At 68.2% G+C, this 21,194-nt stretch carries 19 protein-coding genes; 10 read left to right on the plus strand and 9 right to left on the minus strand.

From position 1 onward, the window contains the following. Window positions 1–43: 43 nt before the first annotated feature. Window positions 44–2,302: a TonB-dependent receptor gene (locus EPO51_RS08680; protein WP_293348811.1), complete on the minus strand. Its 2,259-nt coding sequence runs from the start codon at window positions 2,300–2,302 to the stop codon at window positions 44–46. Window positions 2,303–2,577: 275 nt separating this feature from the next. Between EPO51_RS08680 and EPO51_RS08685 the strand changes: the two genes are divergently transcribed. The 6 genes from EPO51_RS08685 to EPO51_RS08710 are packed head-to-tail and all read left to right on the plus strand — an operon-like array spanning window position 2,578 to window position 7,795. Continuing rightward, window positions 2,578–3,303: an SDR family NAD(P)-dependent oxidoreductase gene (locus EPO51_RS08685; protein WP_293348813.1), complete on the plus strand. Its 726-nt coding sequence runs from the start codon at window positions 2,578–2,580 to the stop codon at window positions 3,301–3,303. After that, window positions 3,290–4,336 carry an aspartate aminotransferase family protein gene (locus EPO51_RS08690; RefSeq protein WP_293348816.1) on the plus strand — a complete coding sequence of 349 codons (1,047 nt, stop codon included), beginning with the start codon at window positions 3,290–3,292 and terminating at the stop codon, window positions 4,334–4,336. The genes EPO51_RS08685 and EPO51_RS08690 overlap by 14 nt, the downstream gene beginning before the upstream one ends. Then, window positions 4,333–5,250, plus strand: a complete 918-nt coding sequence (locus tag EPO51_RS08695; protein WP_293348819.1) for a GNAT family protein — start codon at window positions 4,333–4,335, stop codon at window positions 5,248–5,250. Before EPO51_RS08690 ends, EPO51_RS08695 begins: the two co-directional genes overlap by 4 nt. After that, the gene (locus EPO51_RS08700; protein WP_293348822.1) at window positions 5,234–5,794 is read left to right on the plus strand and encodes a GNAT family N-acetyltransferase; all 561 of its coding nucleotides are present in this window, start codon (window positions 5,234–5,236) and stop codon (window positions 5,792–5,794) included. Before EPO51_RS08695 ends, EPO51_RS08700 begins: the two co-directional genes overlap by 17 nt. Before the next feature lie 7 nt (window positions 5,795–5,801). After that, window positions 5,802–6,731: a glycoside hydrolase family protein gene (locus tag EPO51_RS08705; RefSeq protein WP_293348825.1), complete on the plus strand. Its 930-nt coding sequence runs from the start codon at window positions 5,802–5,804 to the stop codon at window positions 6,729–6,731. Continuing rightward, window positions 6,728–7,795, plus strand: a complete 1,068-nt coding sequence (locus EPO51_RS08710) for a class I SAM-dependent methyltransferase (RefSeq protein ID WP_293348828.1) — start codon at window positions 6,728–6,730, stop codon at window positions 7,793–7,795. The genes EPO51_RS08705 and EPO51_RS08710 overlap by 4 nt, the downstream gene beginning before the upstream one ends. A gap of 4 nt (window positions 7,796–7,799) precedes the next feature. Here the strand turns inward: EPO51_RS08710 and EPO51_RS08715 are convergent, their stop codons facing one another. The 7 genes from EPO51_RS08715 to EPO51_RS08745 all read right to left on the minus strand — a co-directional run bounded on the left by EPO51_RS08715 (window position 7,800) and on the right by EPO51_RS08745 (window position 15,191). Continuing rightward, entirely contained in the window at window positions 7,800–8,840 is a 1,041-nt protein-coding gene (locus tag EPO51_RS08715; RefSeq protein ID WP_293348831.1) for a methyltransferase domain-containing protein, read from the minus strand. Window positions 8,841–8,843: 3 nt separating this feature from the next. Then, complete coding sequence (locus EPO51_RS08720) at window positions 8,844–9,575, minus strand: hypothetical protein (RefSeq protein ID WP_293348834.1); 732 nt, start codon at window positions 9,573–9,575, stop codon at window positions 8,844–8,846. Continuing rightward, the gene (locus tag EPO51_RS08725; protein ID WP_293348837.1) at window positions 9,572–10,693 is read right to left on the minus strand and encodes a DegT/DnrJ/EryC1/StrS family aminotransferase; all 1,122 of its coding nucleotides are present in this window, start codon (window positions 10,691–10,693) and stop codon (window positions 9,572–9,574) included. The genes EPO51_RS08720 and EPO51_RS08725 overlap by 4 nt, the downstream gene beginning before the upstream one ends. A 141-nt stretch (window positions 10,694–10,834) precedes the next feature. Continuing rightward, window positions 10,835–12,469: a glycosyltransferase 61 family protein gene (locus EPO51_RS08730; protein ID WP_293348840.1), complete on the minus strand. Its 1,635-nt coding sequence runs from the start codon at window positions 12,467–12,469 to the stop codon at window positions 10,835–10,837. A gap of 59 nt (window positions 12,470–12,528) precedes the next feature. Continuing rightward, on the minus strand, window positions 12,529–13,539 hold the full coding sequence (locus tag EPO51_RS08735) for a glycosyltransferase family 61 protein (RefSeq protein WP_293348843.1): 1,011 nt from the start codon (window positions 13,537–13,539) through the stop codon (window positions 12,529–12,531). Window positions 13,540–13,567: 28 nt separating this feature from the next. Next, window positions 13,568–13,771, minus strand: a complete 204-nt coding sequence (locus EPO51_RS08740) for a hypothetical protein (protein ID WP_293348846.1) — start codon at window positions 13,769–13,771, stop codon at window positions 13,568–13,570. 145 nt (window positions 13,772–13,916) lie between these two features. Further along, on the minus strand, window positions 13,917–15,191 hold the full coding sequence (locus tag EPO51_RS08745; RefSeq protein WP_293348849.1) for a hypothetical protein: 1,275 nt from the start codon (window positions 15,189–15,191) through the stop codon (window positions 13,917–13,919). A 255-nt stretch (window positions 15,192–15,446) separates the two neighbouring features. Between EPO51_RS08745 and EPO51_RS08750 the strand changes: the two genes are divergently transcribed. The 3 genes from EPO51_RS08750 to EPO51_RS08760 all read left to right on the plus strand — a co-directional run bounded on the left by EPO51_RS08750 (window position 15,447) and on the right by EPO51_RS08760 (window position 17,848). After that, on the plus strand, window positions 15,447–16,208 hold the full coding sequence (locus tag EPO51_RS08750; protein WP_293348852.1) for an acyltransferase: 762 nt from the start codon (window positions 15,447–15,449) through the stop codon (window positions 16,206–16,208). A gap of 159 nt (window positions 16,209–16,367) precedes the next feature. Beyond that, complete coding sequence (locus tag EPO51_RS08755) at window positions 16,368–16,751, plus strand: sugar 3,4-ketoisomerase (protein ID WP_293349962.1); 384 nt, start codon at window positions 16,368–16,370, stop codon at window positions 16,749–16,751. Further along, on the plus strand, window positions 16,748–17,848 hold the full coding sequence (locus EPO51_RS08760) for a DegT/DnrJ/EryC1/StrS family aminotransferase (RefSeq protein ID WP_293348855.1): 1,101 nt from the start codon (window positions 16,748–16,750) through the stop codon (window positions 17,846–17,848). The genes EPO51_RS08755 and EPO51_RS08760 overlap by 4 nt, the downstream gene beginning before the upstream one ends. Here EPO51_RS08760 and EPO51_RS08765 read toward each other — a convergent pair. Beyond that, a complete protein-coding gene (locus tag EPO51_RS08765) occupies window positions 17,829–19,274 on the minus strand; it encodes a glycosyltransferase family protein (protein ID WP_293348858.1) in 1,446 nt (481 codons plus the stop codon). The genes EPO51_RS08760 and EPO51_RS08765 overlap by 20 nt on opposite strands. A gap of 164 nt (window positions 19,275–19,438) precedes the next feature. Here EPO51_RS08765 and EPO51_RS08770 point away from each other — a divergent pair, with 164 nt between their 5' ends. Continuing rightward, complete coding sequence (locus EPO51_RS08770; RefSeq protein ID WP_293348861.1) at window positions 19,439–21,142, plus strand: glycosyltransferase family 4 protein; 1,704 nt, start codon at window positions 19,439–19,441, stop codon at window positions 21,140–21,142. Window positions 21,143–21,194 lie beyond the last annotated feature (52 nt).

Below are 21,194 nucleotides of genomic sequence, written 5' to 3' on the forward strand. Positions count from 1 at the left end.
ACGGGGCCGGAGCCTCGCGTCAGGTCGGTGAGGAAACGCCACGTCAGAAGTCGAGGTCCAGGGCGACGCCCACCACGCGCTGGGATTCGTAGACCTGGAACTGGCTCAGGCTGCGCGCATGGCCGAAGGGCGTGGAGAACATCGCCGCGCGGTAATCCTGGTCGAACAGGTTCTTGGCGAATAGCGAGGCCTTCCAGCGCCGGTCCTGCGGGCCGACGCCGATCGCCGCATCGACGATCGCGTAGCCCTTCTGCTCGGTGCGCGGGTTGTTCGGGAAGGCGATCAGGGTGTCGGAGCGGTAGCTCACGTTGCCGTCCAGGGTGAGCCGCCAGGTGTCGGCGACGTCGGTCTCGTAGTGGCCGGCGATATTGCCCTGCCACATCGGCGAGAACGGCAGGCGCGCGCCGGTCAAGTCCTGCTGGACCCCGCCGATGCATCCCTCCGCCACGGTCTGGCCGCCGAAGCAGGGGGCGTTGGGAAAGTCGCCCCACTCGGCGTCGACGTAGGCGCCGCCAGCGATCAGGGTGAAGTCGACGTCGCGGAACGGACGAGCCTGGATGTCGAACTCGAAGCCACGCGATTTCGCCTCGCCGTTGGAGATCGGATAGGTCGCGGTGACCGGGTCGCGACCAGCGCTCTGGTAGTCCTTCACCTTCTCGTAGAAGGCCGTGAGGTTCATCACCAGCCGCAGGTCCGGCCAGGTGGTGCGAAGGCCTATCTCGTAGGCCGTCGGCTTCTCGGGCCGCACGTCGCGCAGGGTCGAAACACCGATGTTGGTGTCGTAGCCCCCGCCCTTGAAGCCGCGGGTGACGGTGGCGAAGGCCATGACGTCCTGGTTGAGGTCGTACTGGGCGCCCAGGCGCCAGACGAGGGCGTCCTTGTCCTTGGAGGCCGAGGCGCTGTCGCGCAGGTTCAGGCGCGGGTCGAAGCGGGACTTGTCGGCCTCCACCCGCTCGTTCAGCAGCCGCGCGCCGGCGATCAGGCGCAGGTCATCGGAGAGGTTGAAATTGGCCTGGCCGAAGGCGGCCATGTTGCGGGTCTCCGCGTCGATCGCAGCGACCCGGGCGAAGAAGGGCAGGGGCACCGTCGCGAAGATCTGCGTCGAGGCCGAATGCACGCCGGTCCGGAAGTAGTAGAGGCCGGCTACATAGTCGATGAAGCCGCCGGTCGGCGAGGCGATGCGCAGCTCCTGGCTGACCTGGTTCTGCTTCAGGTCGGCGTAGTTCACGTTCAGCAGGTTGAGCGGCGAGGAGTCCGAATCCAGGCCGTCGCGGGTGAACCAGCGGCGGTAGGCGCTGATCGAGGTCAGGGTGAAGCCGCCGCCCAGTTCGTAGTCCACCTGCAGCGAGGCGCCGTAGCTCTTGCCATTGGCGAAGACGTCGCCGTCCAGGTTCTGCTTGAAGTTGTCCGGCCCGGCCACGATGCCGGCCGCGGCGCCCAGCGTCTCGGGCGCGCCCGGCGCGCCGCCCACCACCGCGAACGTCCAGAGGCAGCAGTCGGCCTGGCGCTTGTAGTAGTCGGTGGTGAACGTGGCGCGCAGCGCGTCACTCGGTTCCCACTCCAGCTTGCCGCGCACGCCGCCATCGTTGCGGTCGTTGAATTTGCGGCCGTCGCGGACGTTGTCGATGATCCCGTCGCGCTTGTTGCGCCGGCCCGACAGCGAGAACCGCAGGGTGTCGGTGATCGGGCCCGAGATGTAGCCGCTGATCTTCCGCTCGTCGTCCGGCCAGGCCCAGCTGGCGCTCGCCCGGACGTCCAGCTCCTCGGAGGGGCGGCGGGTGACGATGTTGATGACGCCGGCCGAGGCGTTCTTGCCGAACAGGGTGCCCTGCGGTCCGCGCAGCACCTCCAGCCGCTGAATGTCGGGCAGGTCGGCCAGCGCCGAGCCCGCCTGGCCCAGCACCACGCCGTCCAGGACGTAACCGGTGGAGCCTTCGATGGTCTCGGCCGCGAAGGTCGAGGTGCCGATGCCGCGCACGAAGAAGCCGAAGTTCCGCGGGCCGGCCGAATTGATGAACGTGACGCTGGGCGCCAGTTTCGAGATGTCCGTCGCCTCGTTCAGCTTCAGGTTCTCGAGGGTTTCGCCCTGCACGACCGCGATCGACAGCGGCACGTCCTGCAGGTTCTCCGCGCGCTTCTGGGCGGTGACCGTGATGGCCTCGAGCTCGTTGGCCTCCCGGGCCGTCTGGGCGGCGGCGGGGGCGGCCATCAGGGTCAGCGCCGCGCCGGAAGCGAGTAGCGCAGCGCGCCCGCCGTCGACAAGCGAAAGAACAGCGGATTCACGACCGCGCATCCGGATCATCTTTGATTCCCTCCCCGGTGGAACGGCTCTATTGGAGAATGGCCGTTGAATCAAATTCGATCAGAAGTGGCGCCAATGTCAACGATACGATTTCAAATACCCGATCTGCAGTGGCTTCGGTCGGAGACGAAAGGCGGCCGCGATGGCGTGGAGCTGCGACGAGCCGGGGCGAGGGGATCTTCCAGGCTCCGTAGGAGCAGCGGTCAAAATCCATTGGCGCCGTCCTCGACGCCGTCCTATGCCAGCGGCCTATGCAGACCGAGAGCGCATCGCCGATGGCCGAGCTCCCTAGCATCCTGATCATGGGGGCGGCGGGTGTGATCGGCCGGGCGGCGTCGAGGCTCCTGTCCGCTCAAGGCTATCCGCTGGTCCTGGCCGACCGCGACGCTGCGGCGGTGGAGGCCCTGGCGCAGTCCCTGAACCACGCGTCGTGGCTTCGCGGCGATGCGACCGACCCCGGCGACGTGGCGGAGATCTTCGCGAAGGCTGGGCCAGGTCTAGGGTGCGTCGTCCTCGCGGTCGGTAGCGAGGGTCCGGTCGGGGCGCTGGAGGATTGCGCCGACGACGACTTCCACCAAGCCATGACGCTCAACGTGACCAGCGTCTGGTTGGGCCTGAAGGCGGCGCTGAAGGTCCTGAAGCCCAAGGGCAAGGGCAGTATCGTCGTGCTCTCGTCGATCTCCGGGACCATGGGCATGCCGATGATGAGCGCCTACGCCGCCGGCAAGCATGCGGTGCTGGGGCTGGTGCGCTCGGCTGCGCGTGAGGCGGCGGCGTCCGGCGTCCGGATCAACGCGGTCTGTCCCGGTCCGGTCGTATCGGACATGATGCGGCGCGTCGACAATGGCCTCGGCCGTGCCGATGCGGCCGGGTCGATCCCCATGCAGCGCTACGCCGAACCGGACGAGGTCGCCCACATGATCGCCTTCCTCTGTTCCGACGCCAGCAGCTATTCGACAGGTTCCAGCTTCATGCTCGACGGCGGGTATGGCTGCCGGTAGGGCGGACGGCCCGATCACGCCCATCGGTGGGTTCTTCGAGCTCCACCGGCCCGGTAGCGACGCGACAGGCCCCAGCGTTCTGGAGACCTGGACCGGCGGGCGCCCCTTCGCCGCCTACGCGAATGCGCGGTCGGCGTTCGCGGCCCTGGCGGCCCTGCTTCCGGAGGCGACGATCTGGCTGCCGGCCTTCCTGTGCGTCGATCTGATGGGCTCTGCGTTCCGCGACCGGCTGCGCTTCTATCCGGTCAGGGATGGCTTCGAGCCGGACCTCACGGTCGTCGAAGCCGAAGCCACGACGGCCGACTTGGTCCTCCTGGTCGCCCAGTTCGGCCTGCCGATAGGGGACAGCGCACGGGATTTCGCTCGCCGCCGGCGCGACCTGTGGATTGTGGAGGACCGTGCGCAAGCGCTGGGCCCGGGCCTTGGTCCGTGCGCGGGATATGCGCTGTACAGTCCGCGCAAGCTGCTGGGCGTCGCCGACGGCGGCATCCTGGTCGCGCCGGAGGGCCGCGCCCCGTTGCCCCAGCCCGCCGCTGTGGCGGATGAGGACAAGCTGTGGCGCCCAGCGCTCCTGCGGCATGCCGATCCGCATGGCGCCGACAACGCCCGCTGGTACGCCGCCAGCCGCACGAAGGAGGCGGCCATGCGCGCCGGGCCGGAAGCGATCACGGCGCGCAGCCTCTCCATCCTCTCCGAAACGCCGATCGCCGGCCTGGCTGCCGCAAGGTGGGCCAACTGGCGGTTCCTGGACGCGCGCCTGCGCCGCTGGTCGGCCCTGCCCCCTGATCCGCAGGCCCCGCCGCTGGGCTATGTGCTGCGCTTGGCCGCTCGCGCCCGCGACCACCTGCTGGCGGCCCTGCACGCCGAACGCATCTTCGCGGCGGTGCATTGGCCCACCATCGCGGCGGCTGAGGCGGATTTCCCTCGCGAAGCCGGCTGGACACGGGAGCTGGTCACCTTGCCTTGCGACCATCGCTACGGCGAGGCCGAGATGGTGCGGATAGCCGAGCGTGTCGTGGAGGTCCTAGCGTGACGCATCCCTACGCCACAGAGGCCTATGCTCGCGGTTTGGCGCACGCGGGAGCGGCCATCTGGGCGCCCGAGTGGGGCTGCCACGTCCTGACCCGGCCTATTCCTGGCGTCGACCTGCTGGACGCGGCCGGCGCCTATCCCCTGGCGGTGTTGACGCCCGACGCCGACATCGCGGGCGGGTTGGCGGGCCTTGCGGCCGCCGGCCTGGTGTCTGTGGTGCTGGTGGTCGACGACCGCCTGCGGCCGGCTCTGGAGAGCCTGGAGTCGGCGTTTGGTATGGTCCGGCGGTTCAAGTCGCATTTCGTCTACGACCGCGCCTTGGGGCCGCAGGCCTATGACAAGCACCATCGCTACGAGATCCGCCGCGCCGCCGGGCGGGTCGAGGCTCGCGAGATCGCGTTGGCCGAGCACCTCCCGGCGTGGGAGGAGCTCTATGGCGAGCTCTCCGCCCGCCACGGGCTCGGTGGCCTTCACGCCTTCCCCGCAGCGCACCACCAGGCCCTGGCCGGGATGCCGGGCCTGCGGACGTTCGGGGCGTTCCTGGACGAGAAGCTGGTCTCGGCGCACCTCTTCGTCACGCACCAGGGCTATGCAGTGAGCCATCTGGCGGCCTCCTCGCGCGAGGGCTATCGCAGCGGCGCGGCCTATGCGGTGAACGCCTTAGCGATCGATGCCCTGACCGACTGCGACGCGATCAATTTCGGGGGGGCCGCCGGGGCGGGCGACGATCCGACCGATGGACTGATGCGGTTCAAGAAAGGTTTCTCAAACAGAATCGCCGCCTCCTGGCTGTGCGGCGCGGTCCTGGACGCCGCGGCGTACCGGGCGCTGAGCGCGGGCGCCGAAGACAACGGCTTCTTTCCGGCGTACCGGGGCGGCCGCGAGGTGGAGCGATCCGATGAGCATCAAGGGTAAGGTCGTCACGCTGCGGGCGGTGGAAGAGGAGGACCTTCCGATCCTGCACCGTTGGGGCAACGATCCCGACCTCTGGGCGCTACTCGGCGGTTGGCGCTTCCCGAGTTCGCTCCGCCAGACGAGGCTGTGGTTTGATAGTCTGGCCGGGGACCCGCTCAACCAGCGCTTCGCCATCGACTATCCCGGAGTCGGCTTGGTCGGCACGGCGAACCTGGTGGACATCAATTGGAAGGACAACAACGCCTTCCATGGCATGATGCTGGGCGACCCTTCCATGCGGGGCAAAGGCATTGGGGTCGACGTCATCATGGCCACAATGCGCTACGCCTTCGACGAACTGCACCTGAAGCGGCTGGACGGTTCGATGGTGGCCTACAACGACGCCTCGTTGGCGGTCTATTGCGGTAAATGCGCCTGGAGGGAAGAGGGCCGACAGCGCGATTGGTACTACCGCGGCGGCCGCTACTGGGATCGGATCCTGGTCGGAGTCACCTGCGAGGACTACCGCGCCCTGGTCGCGGCAAACGGCTACTGGGAGCGTTGAGCGTCCGATGGCCTGGAAGCAACTTGGCGCGGTATTCAAGCCGAATGGCGATCTTGACTGGTCGCGTACGCACGCCCAGGCGCCGGCGGCGATTCTGATCGGCGACCGCATCCGCGTCTACTATGGCACCCGAAACGCCGAGAACCGCAGCCGTACGGGCTTCATCGAGCTGGACCGCGCCGATCCCACGCGCCTGCTCTACGTGCATCCCCAGCCGGTGATGGACTTCGGCAAGCCCGGCACCCACGACGAGGACGGGGTCATCGGCAGCCAAATCGTGGCCGTCGGAGAGGAGCTGCGGCTCTACTACGGCGGCGTCAGCCGTGGGGGCCACGTGCCCTATCGGATGTCGGTGGGCGTTGCCCGCAGCCTGGACGGCGGCCTTACCTTCCAGCGGGTTTTCGAAGGCCCCGTCGTCGACCGCACGCCCGACGAACCCTACATGACGATGGCGCCCAACATCCTCATCGAGGATGGCCTCTGGACCATGTGGTACGGCTCCGGCACGGGCTGGGTCGAGATCGACGGCAAGTTCGAGCCCACCTACCAGATCCACGTGGCCTATTCGGACGACGGTCTGCGCTGGCGGCAGACCGGCCACCCCTGCATTCCCAAGCTGCACGAGTTGGAGGCCAACACCCGGCCATCGGTGATGCGGACAGCGGAAGGCTACGAGATGTGGTTCAGCTATCGCAACAGCCGCGAGTATCGGGACGGCGCCGGTTCGTACCGGATCGGCTACGCCACCTCGACCAACGGCCGGGACTGGGTGCGACGGCCGGATCCTGAGGGTCTGCAACCCACCGGCGTCGGCTGGAACTCCGCCACCATGTCCTATCCCAGCGTCGTCGCCGCGGATGGGCGCAAGATCATGTTCCACAACGGCGACGGCTTCGGCACGACGGGGATCGGCTGTGCGATCCTGGAGGACGCATGACCATCCTGGTCTTCCCCTCGGCTCTTGAGGCCGCCGCGAACTTCGCCCGCGAAGCCGGCCAGTGGGGCCGCCGCGTGGTCGGCGCTTCGTCACTCGAGGTCGATCCCAATACGCCGGCCTTCGATGCCTGGGCGCGGCTGCCGTTCATCGGGGCTCCGGACTTCTTCGACGCTCTCGCCGCCCTGGTGGCGCGGGAACAGGTCACCGAGTTCTACACGCCGCATGCGCCCACATTTCACCTGCTGGAGCATGAGCTGCCACGCCGGCTGCCCGGGCTTAAAGTGATCGGACCGGGTCCGTTCAGACGGCAGATGGACCGAGTGACCGATGCGCTGGCCGATGGCCAGGCTGGTCTTGGGATCGCGTCCGCCTACGCCCAGGCTCCCTCGCCGCTCCCGGCTGCGCTCTTGGGCGGACTGCTGGCCCAGGTGGAGACGATCCACGGCGAATGCTCGCGCGAGAAGGTGCTGGCGCTGTGCGGCATCGTGCCGACAGCGCCCAGGGGCGACATCGTCGAGATCGGCGCCCTTTACGGCAAGAGCAGCTACGTCCTGAACCGCATCGGCGCGTGGTGCGGGATTGGCGCGACCCTGTGCGTCGATCCCTGGAATCTCGGCCTGTCCGTCCAGACCGACGCGCCCACCCATATCCAGGAGGCGTCCGGCGGCTGGGACTGGGACGTAGTCTATGCCGGCTTCTTGGTGGCGATGCTCGCCTGCGCCAGCGCGCCGTTCAACTACCTGCGGATGGCCTCGGCCGATGCTCATGCGCTCTATGTGAATTCGCGCGCGGTGACCTCGGCCGAGTTCGGGGAGACGCCGCTCGCCGGTTCCATCGCGGTGCTCCATCTGGACGGCAACCACGATGAGGCCGCTGTCGCCGAGGACTTCGCCCTCTGGGGGCCGCTGGTCGCGCCCGGCGGCTGGATCATCTTCGACGACTACAATTGGCCCCACGGCGATGGGCCGCGGAAGGTCGCCGACCGCGCGATCGTCGAGTACGGCCCTAGGGTCCGCCGCAGCTTCGTGGGCGGCGGGGCGATGTTCATCAACCTGACGGCCTGAGCGGTCAGCCCCCCGCCTTCCGCGCCGTGCAGATGTAGTAGAACTGGTAAACCTGACTGACCCGCACGTCCGTCAGCTCCGGCGGAAAGGCTTCCACCGGACAGCGGTGGATGACGTTGTGCGCGGACAGCACCCTCATGAAATAGGCTCGTTCGACGGGCGTAGGGTCCGAGTACATCTGTTCGTCGAGGAACAGCAGCACGCCCCCGGGCTTGGCCACGCGGGCCATCTCCGCGATCGCCTTCGGTGGATCGGTCAGCCCGTTCACCGCGCCGTAGCTGGTGACCACGTCGAACTGGCCGTCCTGGAAAGGCAGCGCCATGGCGTCGCCCAGCACGAGGTCCACCGGCACGCCGGCGTCGCTCATCATGTCGCTGCCCTGTTTCAGCATGGTCTCGGACAGGTCGATGGCGGTGTAGTCTGCGTCGAGGCTCATCCAGCCGTGCCGGTAAAGCGAGTTGCAGGACCCGGTGGAGACGTCCAGCACCTGCAGCCGCCGGCCGGCCGCGCGCAACGGCGCCAGGACGCGCTCATGCACTTGGGGGAAGGATTCGGCTGGAGAGAAGGGCCTGCGCGCCAGCGAGAGCCAGGCTGGGACCGCCACCCAAAGCAGGTGCAACAGGTAGCGCTGCTTGGCGAGGAATAGCGCGATCAGGACGAGAACGGCCAGCGAGATCATGCCAAGGACCAAGCCGTGGGGGCTGGTCGCCGCCCGAACAACCGCGGCGACCAGCCCCAGCAATACCACCCAGACCACCGCGAAGGCGCTCCAGTAGGGCCACGACATGGAAAGCGGCCGAACGGGCATGACGATCGCCGGCATGGTCACTTGGTAGAGCCGGCCGAACAGGCCATCGTAGAGGGTGTCGCGCAGCTTGCGGTCCTGGGCGCCCAGGGTTTCATCCAGGAACAGCTTCGGGATCCCGGCGGAGCAGGCGTAGGCTTGGCCGCAGCTTCCACAGGTCCACCGGGTGGTGGTGATCGCGAAGTCGCCCGACCCGCACTTGGGGCACCGGTACTTGCTGGCCTTGAGCTCGGTCGGCATCGATCAGCCTTTGGGATCGAAGTAGGCGAAGGTGGCCACCCAGCGGCCAGCGTCGCTGGTCCAGTCGAACTTGTCCTTGAGGTCGGACTGGGTCACCCAGTGGGGGTGGTCGTAGCGCCAGACCAGTATGTCGCCGATCTCCTGGTGAGCCTCGGTGTCCACCACGTCTCCGTCGATCTCGAAGCAGGTCCCGCCGTTGCGGAAGTCGCGACCGCGCTTCGCCATGGAGACGATGAAGCCCAGCTTCTGTGGCTCCAGGTTGTGCCAGTGCCGGGCGAAGAAGCCGCCGCCGCTGGGATAGTGGATGAGCTGCGGATGCACGTATGGCCCTGACGCCGGAATCTCGAAGCGCACCTCGTTGGCGGTGAGGGCGTTGTAGAGTTCACGGAGGGGCTCGAAGAATCCGCGCAGCGTCCTCTGCAACTCGTCAGGCACCGCGGCCAGGTCGTTGAAATTATAGTCGTGGAAGACGTGCGGCGCCTGCTGGATGCGGGCCACATGGACTCTGCGGCGATGGTAGTTGCCCGTGAAGTCGTCCAGCTCTGCCGCGGCGACCTGTCGCCCCCAGTCGGCGACGGCCGTCCGGACGCCCGTTACTGTTTCGTCCGTGAAGGCCTGCTTCAGGATCACGAGCTCACCGCGCTCCATCACCCGTTCGGCGATCTCGTCCCGCGACATGGCGGTCGCGATGAGGCCGTCCCGCAGGGCCGCGGGTGTCTCGACCACGCGGCTCAAGCGCCGGACTCCGGCCAGCGGCGCAGTTCCTGGCGCAGGGCCGCGCACACGGTGTCGATCTCCTCGAAGGTCATGTCGATGTAGAACGGCAGACCCAGGATCGTCTCGGCGAGCCGCTCGGTGACCGGCAGGGCGAGGCGCGGATAGCCGGCGAACGCCCGGTGGGTGTGCATGCCGCGGCCCCACCACGCGCGGGTCTCGACACCGGCCCCGTGAAGGGAGTCGAGAACCGGCATGAGACAGGCGGGCTCCGGCAGCCCGACGACACAGGTTGTGGAACACCAGTCCTGACCCCAGCCGGCCGGCAGCCAGGCGCCCGGAATATCCGCAAGATTGTCGCGATAGCGCTGCGCCGCGGCCTGGAACGCCGCACGCCGAGCCGGCCATTCGTCGAGACCCGCCAAGCCGACAGCGGCGGCGTACTCGCTGAGCTTGCCGTTGGTGGCCTGCGTCAGCGCTTCCCGGCTGCCTTGGAAGCCAAAATTGGACTTCAGACGGACAGAGGCGACGAGGTCGGGATCCGACGACATCACGAAGCCACCTTCACCGACGCCCAGGATCTTGGTCGCGTGCAGGCTCACCACCGACAGCAGGTTGCCGGCGCGTGCGCCATCGAAGCCCGGCGCCGCGTCCAGCACCACGGGGATGCCGCTCTGCTGCGCGACGCGGCTCCAGACCGCGGGATCGATGGGCTGGCCGCAGACCGCGACCGGCATGATCGCCCCGACCTCGGAGGGTGCCGCCGTCAGGGCCTCGTGTACGAGATCCGGTGTGATCAGGCCCTGGTCGTCCACGTCCATGAAGCAGGGAATTAGGCCGGCTTCGAGCACCGCATGCACCGAGGCCGAGAACGTCCAGCTGGGCAACAGGCACAGGGTTCCCGGCTTGGCTCCCGCCGTCCTCAGGGCCAGTTCCAGGCCCAGGGTCGCGTTCGAGATCGTGCAGATCCCCGCCGGCGAAAGGCCGAATCTGGCCGCCAACCGAGCCTCGAACTCCATGCATAGGGGGCCAAAGTTCGAATACCAGCGCGCGCCGTCGATCCGCTCGATGTACGGCGCGAGGGCGCCCGCGGGGGGCAGCCTCGGCCTGGCGACGGGGATCTTCTTCGGGGTGATCATGCGATGGCTCGCTCGCCGCGGCCGGTTCCGGGGTCTGTGGCTATCCGGCGAGCGCGCCCGAACGCCTAGGCTCGATGTCGGCGACTAATCCGTGCGCCGTCGACGTTGTCAATGTGCCGCCGCGGGAGGCTACGGACGAGGTCATTCCGACATCGATTCCAGCGCCGCGAAGAGGTCGGGAATCGCGATCGCATAGTTGGCGTGCTTCTGCTGCGGGTCGCCGTCGCCGCAGACGAATATCATCTTGTAGCCCAGCTCGGTCATGCAGCCGTTGAACGTGCCCCAGTTGAACAGACCGCGCTGGGACAGCACGATCAGCTTCAGGTCGCTCGGGGAGTAGATGGCGTTCAGCAGGGACGAGCCGTTGGGGGCGACGACCACGCTCGCGGACTGGAACATCTGGACCTGTTCGATGAAACTCATGTCGCCCGGATAGATGATCTCGAAGCCACGGGCGGCCAGGGCGGCGGTGATCTCGTCTTCGTTCGTCAGCAGGCGCCAGGTGCTGCTTTTGCGCGAAAGGTAGAGCTTGCGGTCGCGCGTGGGAGGCGGGTTCACGCGCTCCAGGATGCGGGACTGGATGAAGCGGAAGCAGCGGGTCGGCATGCCGCCCTGGTTCTCGCGCGGGACCTCGTGGTTCGCCGTCAGGTGGACGGGGAAGAACGTCGACGGCGACGCCACGAGGAGCTCGCGGCATCGCAGAGCCGTGCCGGCCGGGATCTCCACGATCGGGTTGGGGACCAGCAGGCCGAGGAATTCCACGTGCTGGGGCGGCATGTCGGCGTCGACGATGATCGGCAGGTCGGGGAAACGCGGATGCTGCTCCAAGTAAGCCAGCTTGCAGAGATACTCGGGCACCCAATGGCCGAAGTGCTCGGATGCGCCGCCCGACAACATGACGCCGGCGTCGAGCTCCGTCACCTGATACCTGCCGACGTCGAGGAGTAGCCGTTCCTCGTCGCGACAAATCACCATGGTCTCGTGGGGGATGTGGACGAACCTGCCGAAGCGCTCGTCGGCCAGGGTGTCGTTGAGCGCGACGCCGTCGGCGGTGAGGACGATGCTGGACTTGGCGAAGATCGTCGCGTCGCGCAGGATCGATGCATAGATGCCGTAGCCTCGGACGTCGACCGCCGGCGTGGTGCTCGGGGGTTCGCCGAAAATGAGGGGGTCTTCGACCCGGATCACCTCTTGCTCGCCGGCGAAATCCAGCGTTGACCCGGTTCGGGACACCCACGTAGGCACCGACATGTAGGGCGCCGACACCACGCCAAACGGCATCTCGTCGTGCAACTCGGCGTCGAAGAGTATCCTGGCCCAACAAGTCGTCACGGCGTGGTCAGGCAACCGGCCGCACGCCTCCTCGTACGCCGCGCGCCCAGCTTCGATCCCGTGAGCGGCGACCGTTTCCTCAATCAGCATGATGGCCGCGTCGGTACGGTCGGGAAACTGCCGCGAGGCGGTGAGCAGCGCCTCGGCGGCTTCGGCGTGGCGGCCGCGGTTACGGTGCGAGACGCCCAGCACCAGCACCGCCAACGGGTCCTCCGAGCCCAGGCCGATCGCTTCCGCCGCGACGGCGCCAGCCCGCTCGCTCTCGCCCATCCGCAGCAGGATGTAGGACTGCATCGTGGCGAGCCAGGGGTCGGCTGGAAAGGCGTGCCGAGCCGTCGCGCACAGCTGCTGGGAGTCCAGGAGGCGGTTCTGGTTGACCAGGTCTGCGATGGCCTCCCGGGCGGCCAGCACTTCGTCGGGAGGTGTGGCGGAAGAGCTCTCCATGATGGTTGTCTGCCCCCGAGAGGCGAGTCTGGCAACCTCACCGCCAAGGGCGCCCCAGCTCAGATCCTCCGGCGGAGAAGATCTCCGAGCAAGTCGAGCGGAACGCGGAAATCAGAGTGGATCGGGAATGGCGCGTGAACGCGGGTGACCGGACAATAGATGTCGTTGACGCTGGCCCCTAAGGCCTCTCCAAGGGTTCCCCAGACCGTCTTCGGCGTGCGCGCGGTCTCGGGGTAGAAGACGTCGATGCTGGCGTTCTGGGGTGCGAAGAGCAGGTTGGCGGCCCAAGCTCCGGTCGGCCCCATGATGTGCGAGGCATGGCTGAACAGCCGGACTTGCTCGAAGAAGCCCATGCGCTCCGGCTGGACGACAGTGTAGCCGGCCTCCTGCGCCAGTTGCTCGACCTCAGGCGCGTTGCTCAGGCTCCGAACGCGCGAGACCCTTCGCACATAGATCTTCCGCCGTGGCTGTTCGGCCGCGGTCGCCCAGAGCGGTTCGAAGCGCCGCCGCAAGGCTCGCAATTTCGGACTGTCGTACTGCCAGTCGGACGTGCCGCCCTCCAGCAGTTGGGCGGCATGTGACGCAGGTTGCGATGTCACGACCTTGTCGCAGGTGACCATCTGCATCTGGCGCAACTGGAGGACCGGCATCTCGGCGTTCGACAGCAGGTATCTCAACGCCGTCCACATGTTCGGATGCAGCAAGCCCGAGACGATGATCGAACTCCCGCCGATCACCTGCCGCTCAAGCAGAAACAGTAGGCTAGGTAGCGCCTCAATGAGGAAGTGGTAGTAGTTGTGGGAATGCATCAGATTGAGCGGGACGGCGTCCTGCTTCAGATGGGCCATGAATTGAACGGGTTGCGTCAGCTCGAACTCGACCTGACCGCCGTTCGTAACGCGGCGCATGCGCGACATCACCTCATCCTGCAGATACTCCTCGGCCGTGTTGAGGGGAAACGTCGCGAACCCCTTGTCCAGGGACGGGGAATAGATCAGCGAAGAGCCGGAGATGAGCGCCATGTTCGACAGGGCGTAGACTGCCCCGGCGCGGAGTTGCGAGACGATCATCGACGGGACCGGCTTCCGGGACGCATGTTCAGGCGCGCGGCCGCAGCGCAAGCTCCGCGGGCGGGACCAAGGCGTCGGAGCGGCTCGGCTCGGGTTCTTCGCCACGCGTGACGGGACGACAAACCTCGTCGAACTCGACCCCCCAGACCTCGCGGGTGACCCGACGCAGGTTGATCGTGGGCTCGAACGGCGTCGGGATATAGGTGTCCGGCAGGTCATGTGAGAGCGTCATCGGCCCCGCCGCCGGGACGCCGGGGCCGATGACGCATGCGGGTTCATCTCGAAGCTCGGAGACCGGCAAGGCGGGTGTTTCTCTGGATTGGAAGCGCCGAATCGGCAGTCTTTGCGATAGCCGCCCATGAAGCAATCCCGTTGCCCTAGGTGGGGACGCCCGACCGGACGTAGTCTTCGAAGCGCGAGAATTCGGCATGAAGAGCGGCTTGCCCGTCCGGCGAACGCAGCGCACTTGAGAGTTCGAAGCTGCGTGCGATGGCGGCCGGCATCTCGTCCGGGGTGTTAATGCGCACCCAGTAAGGAAGGGCCATGTCGAAGTGCAGGAGCGGGCCAGCTTCGGCGGCCGTCGGGACGATGGGCGCTAAGCCGGCGGCAAGCGCCTCCAGGTTGGCGCGCCCGCCGCTGTCGGGATAGCTGGCTAGGTAGACATCGATCTCTTCCTCGATGAGCGCTTCGCGCAGATCAGGCGCCGGTCCTGCAAAGCGGTAGCGGGCCGGGTCGATGCCGGCCGCCAAGAGCGGGTCGTGGACGCTCCGCGTCAACGCCTCGTCGACAGGACCGATATGGATGATCGTGGAGTCCGGGGCTGATCCCAGCGCGGCCGCCGCGAACGCGCTCCAGGCGTGGTTCGCCGGGTGCATGTACTTGTGCTTCGAGCCACAGGTGGCGAAGCGCAGGCTCCGGACGGGCCGGGGCGCCGGGGGAGGTGGGGCGATGCCTTCGGCTAGCACGGTCATGCCCGCCCAGACGGGATCGAGCCCCGCGCTCTGGCAGGCCCGGTGACAGGCGTAGGTGAGGTCCACGTGCGACGAGAAGGGGAGCGTTGCGCCGAGACCCGGCTGATGGTCGGCGTGATGGAGAAACTCGACCACGCTGCGGAACGGCCAGACGCCCGCCACGGCCACCGGATCCATATGGTTCTGCATCAGGAAGATGCGGCTGGGCCGGATGGCGGCCAGCAGCATGTACAGCTCGACGATCTTCTCGACCATGGTCGGCGCGGACAGAAGGGCGAGCGCGCGGCAGGAATGGGCCGCGGGAAGACCCGATATCAGCATCTTTTGGCTGAGCTGGCGGTAGAGGTCCGTAAGCACGATGGTCGTGGGCTCGCGACCGATCAGTCGGCCGATGTCGGAGGCCACCTTGCTGTGCCCCCCTGTACCGTAGAAGCGGGTCGCAACGATGCAGACGTTGTCGTTGCTCTTCTCAATGAAGACATCCTGGAGCTTTAGCCGGCGCGGCAGGTCCGCGACCTGTTTGTCGAGACCAGGGCAGAAGGTCTTCCAGCCCCGCACGTCAGGTTGCATGAACGTGGGCACCAATTCGCTGAGCGCCCGGAGCGCGCGCTCGAGATCGTCCACATTGCCCGCCCGGCCGATGGCGGCTTCCAGCTCGGGATTCTCGTAGGCGAAGTCCAAGGCTCAGCTCTCCTATCGGCGCGTGGATCGGGTCTAGTCTCCCACGTGGCGTTGAGTGTAGGATTTTGTCGTCAGGCTCGGGCTGTCGTCTGCAGGATGTGCTCGCCGCCGAGTGGCCGGCCCCCCCGGGGAGGTCTACCTTCGCGTCGACCTGGAGGAGAATCCGATGAACCTGTCAACTGCGCGCCGATCAGCGGGCCGGCCGCGGTATTGCGCGTTTGCCGAGGTGGTTGGCGGCGATGGGACGCCGCAGCCTTGAGCACGCCGCTCATTCACCCGACCGCCCATGTCGAGCCGGGCGCCAAGCTGGGCGAGAACGTCTCGGTCGGTCCCTTCGCGGTGGTGCATGCCAACGTCGAGATCGGCCGCGATACCGAGCTCGGCTCGCATTGCGAGATCGGGCTGCCGAGCCCGCTGTCGGGCGGCGGCCCCCTGGTCGTGGGGCCCGGCAGCGTCATCCGCTCACATAGCGTGCTTTATGAGGGCTCGACTTACGGCGAGCGCCTGATCACGGGCCACCGGGTCACGCTTCGCGAGCGCACGACGGCCGGCCGCAACGCGAGGTTCGGCACCCTGACCGATATCCAGGGCGACTGCGAAATAGGGGACTTCTTCCGCGCACACAGCAATGTCCACGTGGGGAAGCATTCACGCATCGGCAATTTCGTCTGGATATTCCCCTACTGTGTTCTCACCAACGATCCGCATCCGCCCAGCCACATACAGATGGGCTGCGTGATCGAAGACTATGCGGTCGTCGCGACGATGTCGGTGATCCTGCCGGGAGTCCGTGTCGGGAGTCACGCGGTGGTCGGCGCCCATACCCTCGTGAACCGGGACGTACAGCCCTACACGCTGGTCGCCGGTAATCCGGCCAAGCCGATACGAGCGACCCGCGAAATCATGCTGCGCGATGGCACCGGCCGTCCGGCCTATCCCTGGCCTAGCCATTTCCGCGAAGGCTACCCGGACGATGCGTTCGCGGACTGGGACTCAGACCAGCCTGCGGCCGGCTGAACGCGAGAGGGGCTTGGCCGTGATGACTGGCCAAATGCCGTGCCGGGCCACTATTTTCCTCTGCATCACCTCTGATGGTTCCGCCCGGCCGTGGCGACCCTCCCGACGGCCCAAGGCCTCAGCCCACCAGGAGACCGCGTTATTTCCCTCGCCCAATACATCGATCTCCCGGTGGTCGCCGACCCCCGTGGCAACCTGTGCTTCGTCGAGTCGGGCGAGCACGTGCCGTTCGAGATCCAGCGGGTCTATTATCTCTACGACGTGCCCAGCCAGTCAACGCGCGCCGGTCATGCGCATCATGCGCTGCACCAGCTTCTGATCGCGCTGTCGGGCAGCTTCGACGTGCGCCTGCACGATGGGGCGCGCGACGAGCGCGTCACCTTGAACCGACCCAACCGCGGGCTGCACATCGGCCCGGGGACTTGGCGCGACATCGACAACTTCTCGTCCGGCGCGGTGTGCCTGGTGCTGGCTTCGGCCCACTACGACGAGGCGGACTACATCCGCGATTTCGACGAGTTCCTGCGGATCGCGCGCCCATGAAGTTCTTCGACCTGGGCCTGGACGAGCCTGGTCTTCGCGCGGCGCTGGACGAGGGCTACCGGCGGGTGATGGATCGCGGTTGGGCGATCCTCGGTCCCGAGCTCGAGGCGTTCGAGGCCGAGTTTGCCGCCTATTGCGGCGCCGACCAGGCGATCGGCGTCGGAAACGGCCTTGACGCGCTGGTGTTGGCCCTGCGCGCTGCGGGCGTCACGCCGGGCGCGGAGGTCATCGTGCCTGCCCACACCTTCGCAGCCACCTGGCTGGCCGTGGAGGCGGTGGGCGCCGCCGTCGTGCCGGTGGAGGTCGATCCCGAGTCATTCGTCCTGACCGCGGCGGCAATCGCGCCGGCGATCACCCCGCGGACGGCGGCGGTGATCCCCGTGTCGCTCTACGGCCATCCGGTGGACATGGCCCCGATCCTGGAACTGGCCGCCCGCCACCGGCTCTTCGTGCTGGAGGACGCCGCCCAGAGCCACGGGGCGCTGAGCCACGGCCGGCGCACCGGCGGCCTCGCCCACGCCACGGCGTTCAGCTTCTACCCGACCAAGAACCTGGGGGCGGTGGGCGACGCCGGCGCGGTGACGACCTCCGACGCCGGCCTGGCGGAGAAGATCCGCATGCTGCGCAACTACGGCTCGCGCCGGAAGTATCTCCACGAGATAGCCGGCGTGAACTCGCGGCTGGACGAGCTGCAGGCCGCGTTCCTGCGGGCGCGGCTGGAGCGGCTGGACGAGGCCAACACGCGGCGTCGCGAGCGGGCGGCCCGCTACAGTTGGCGGCTGGCCGGCGCCAACGGCCTGAGCCTTCCTGCGGAGGCGGCCTGGGCCCGCCACGTCTATCACCTGTATGTGGTCCGCTCGCCCGAGCGCGACGCCCTGCAGGCGCGGCTCGCGGCCGAGGGGATCGAGACTCTCATCCACTATCCGACCGCCTGCCATCTCCAGCCGGCCTTCGCCCACCTGGGATATCGGCGCGGGGATTTCCCTATCGCCGAGGCGCTGGCGGACGAGGTGCTGTCGCTGCCGCTGTGGCCGGGCATGCCGCTGGAGGACGTGGATCGGGTCGCCGCGGCGATCTCTAGCGGTTCATCCGGGTGAGCATGGCCGCGTTCAGCGCCTCGCGACGCGCCCAGAGGTCGCGATACCAGTCGTGCCGCGCCCGGACCTGGTCGGCGAACATCCGCGAGCCACGGACATAGTCCCAGGCGTTCCGCGCCATCCGCCGCCGCGCATCGTCGTCGCGCAGGGCCTCGGCCAGGGTCGGCGCCCAGTCGGAGATCGCCGGTGCGATGAGGCCATTTTCGCGATGTCGGATCACGTCCGAATAGATCGTCGGCGAGGCGATCGTGAGGACTCCGCGCGCGGCGGCGTCGAGGAACTTCGCGTCGCTCTTGGCCGCGTGCAGGTCGCTGGCCTCGATCGGCGACAGCGAGATCGCGCAGGTCCCCATCAGCTTGAGGTAATCCTCGTAGGGGAGAACTTCATGGTAGCGCTTACGGACGGCCGGCAGGGCGTCGAACACCGCCCGGTCCCCGACGACCACGAACTCCACCCCAGGGAATTCGGCGATCGCCGGGCCGAGGGAGGCGGCGGTCTCCACTGCATGCGCACCCCGCCCGAACGCGCCGTAGAACACACGCTTGGGTAGGTTCTCGGGGAACTTCTCGAGCCGGAAGACGGCGTTCGGAAACAGCCGGGTTTCCGGGTTGTGTTGGCGGAACAGGTCCAGGAGAAGCGGGGTCGAGGTCTGGACCGCGTGGGCCCAGGAAAACCGGATCCAGTCCGCGTCACGCATCTCGCGGTTGTTCGCCCTGGCGGTCAGCGCAGGGTGGTCGTCGAACTCGAGGACCGTGATCCAACCTTCGCGGATGCGCGCCAGCATCGCGTTTTTCCAACCCTCGACATCCAGTGGCGGCGCTGGCCGCTGCAAGAGGAAGATCTTCGGCTGGTCCAGCGGCGCGGGCGGCAACTGTCTCACCGGCCGCGTGTGCTGCAGGAGGATCTCGGGTTCCGAGCGCATGGCCTCGGCCGGCAGCCGGGTGCGGATGTCCATCAGGTTGGGCGCGAAGGTGAACATCGAGAGCAGGAGGCGCGGTCGCCCCTCGCCCCGGCGCGCGACGGCGACCAGGGCGCGCGGGGTCGGCTCCGCGGAGAGCCTACCGGCCCGCCAGGGCTCCACGAGATCGTCCGCGATGTCGTCGAAGTAGGCGTCCGGTTCCGCCACCGCCTGCAGATGCAGCATCGTGAAGCCGCGGGTGGTCAAATCCGACAGCAGCGCGCCGGCGTCCCTGGTCCCGCCGGGGATCGCCGAGGTCAGCACCTGAGTGTGGCCCAGCAGGGCGCTGGCGACAGGGTCGGCAAGGAGCCGGCCGAGGTCCTCTGCAGCCAGGACGTCGACGGGTGCAGCCTCGGCCGCGCCGGTCAGGACCTCAGCGCGGGGATTGCGGGCCCGGACGGCGTCGGCGAAGGCCGCGTCAGCGGTTCCGACGTAGCGCACGCGCTCCGCCGCCGCCGGCGTGCGCATCAGCAACGTTCGCTGGACAACATCCATTGCACGCGGCCTCGCGGCCTTGCTCGCCCCCATCGCCCCCACTCGCCTTCAGGCCGTCACGCCTGCCTAGCCGCTTCGGCGGCACGAGGGAACCGGGCGGGTCGACGCCGGTCGGCCCAACGTTCTAAGAAGATGCGATGAGCGGTGGGCCGACCAGTGCCGGCGGCGGGCGGGGCCGTCTCGCAATCCTGCACCCGGCGGGACACACGGCGCTGGGCCGCAATCCGTTCGGCAAGGACGTCGCCAACCTTCAACTGTGGCAGGCGCTGGCCCGCCACGGCGGCTACGCCCGGCTCGACGTACTGACCACGCAGGTCGTCGACGCGGCCGAGGTGGCGACGGGGCTTCTGGAGGGGGCCTCGTCGGCGACGGAGATCGCCTCCGCGCTCTACCTGTCCTCGCGCGCGGCCATCGAGGCCGGAGCGCTTCTGCGCGGCCAGCCAGACCTCTCCGACCTGGCATGGTCGAGGCGACGGCGGGCGTCGGATCGGGCGTACAGCCTGCTCGGCGTGATCCACACCCTGGCGCCGCCGACGATCCGGCAGATCATCGCCGCCGCCTCGACCGCGCCCATGCATAACTGGGACGCACTGATCTGCACCTCGCCCAGCGTGCGGGATGCGGTGGAGACCATGTTCGCCGAGTGGGGCCAGCACCTGGCGGAGCGCACCGGCGGCCGGCCTCCGCCGCGTCCCGCGCTGCCCATGATCCCACTGGGCGTCGATGCGGAGCGGTTCGCCGCCCAGGCCGACCGGCCGGACGCCCGCGCCCGGGCGCGAGCCGCGCTCGGCCTCGCGCCGGACGATGTGCTGGTCCTGTGGGTGGGACGGCTTTCCTACTACGAGAAGGCGTTTCCGCAGGCGATGTTCAAGGCTGCGCAGCAGGCTGCGGCGTCCACCGGCGTGCGCACGGCCTTCGTCATGGCAGGCTGGTTCCCGGCGGCGGACGACCGCGGCCATTATGAGCAGGCCGCCCGCGTCTACGCGCCGGATGTCGAGACACACTTCGTGGACGGCAACGACCGGGAGCGGCTGGCCGATCTCTGGGCCGGGTCCGACATCTTCCTGTCGCTGGTGGACAATATCCAGGAGACCTTCGGGATCACCCCGCTGGAAGCTATGGCCAGCGGCCTGCCGGTCGTGGTGAGCGATTGGGACGGCTACCGCGCCACGGTCCGCGACGGGATCGAAGGCTTCCTGATCCCCACGCTGGGTGGTCCGTCCGGCGGCGGCCTGGGCGGCGTGCTGGTCGAGCGGCACACGATCGATGGTATTGCGTATCAGGCCTACGCGGGCGCCGTGGCGCAGCACACGGCCGTGCATGTGGGCCGCGCGGGCGCGGCGCTGGACGCGCTGATCCGGTCGCCCGAGTTGCGCCGTCGGATGGGGGAGGCCGGCCGGGCGCGGGTGCGGGAGACCTACGATTGGCCGGTGGTGGCCCGTCAGGTCCATGCCCTGACCGATGAGCTGGCCGCGGTGCGCGCCGCGGCCGCCGATCCGGCGCACCGCGTGGGCCAGGATCCGGTGAAGGGCGACCCATTCCGGGCCTTCGCAGGTTTCGCCTCGCAGGTCCTGACCCTCGAGACGCGGCTGGCGGCGACGCCGGGGGTGACGAGCGAAGCGGTCGGAGGCGCTGGCCGGGACGTGGCGCTGGACGCAGGTTTCCCGGACTTCCGCGCCGCACCCGCGCTCTGCGCCCGAGCCTTCGAGCGGATCGCCGCGGCGCCGGGCGGCCTGGCCGTGCGCGACGTCCTGACCGCCTTTCCCGTTCAGCAACGGAGGGCGCTGGAGCTGGGCCTGGCCTGGATGGCGAAGTGCGGCTTTGTCGACTGGCTGACGTAGGCGACGCATCCAACTGCGCCGTTCGGCGTTTTCTTCCCCTGAGCCGACGAGG

This window comes from Phenylobacterium sp. (assembly GCF_004297125.1).
Classification (GTDB): Bacteria; Pseudomonadota; Alphaproteobacteria; order Caulobacterales; family Caulobacteraceae; genus Phenylobacterium.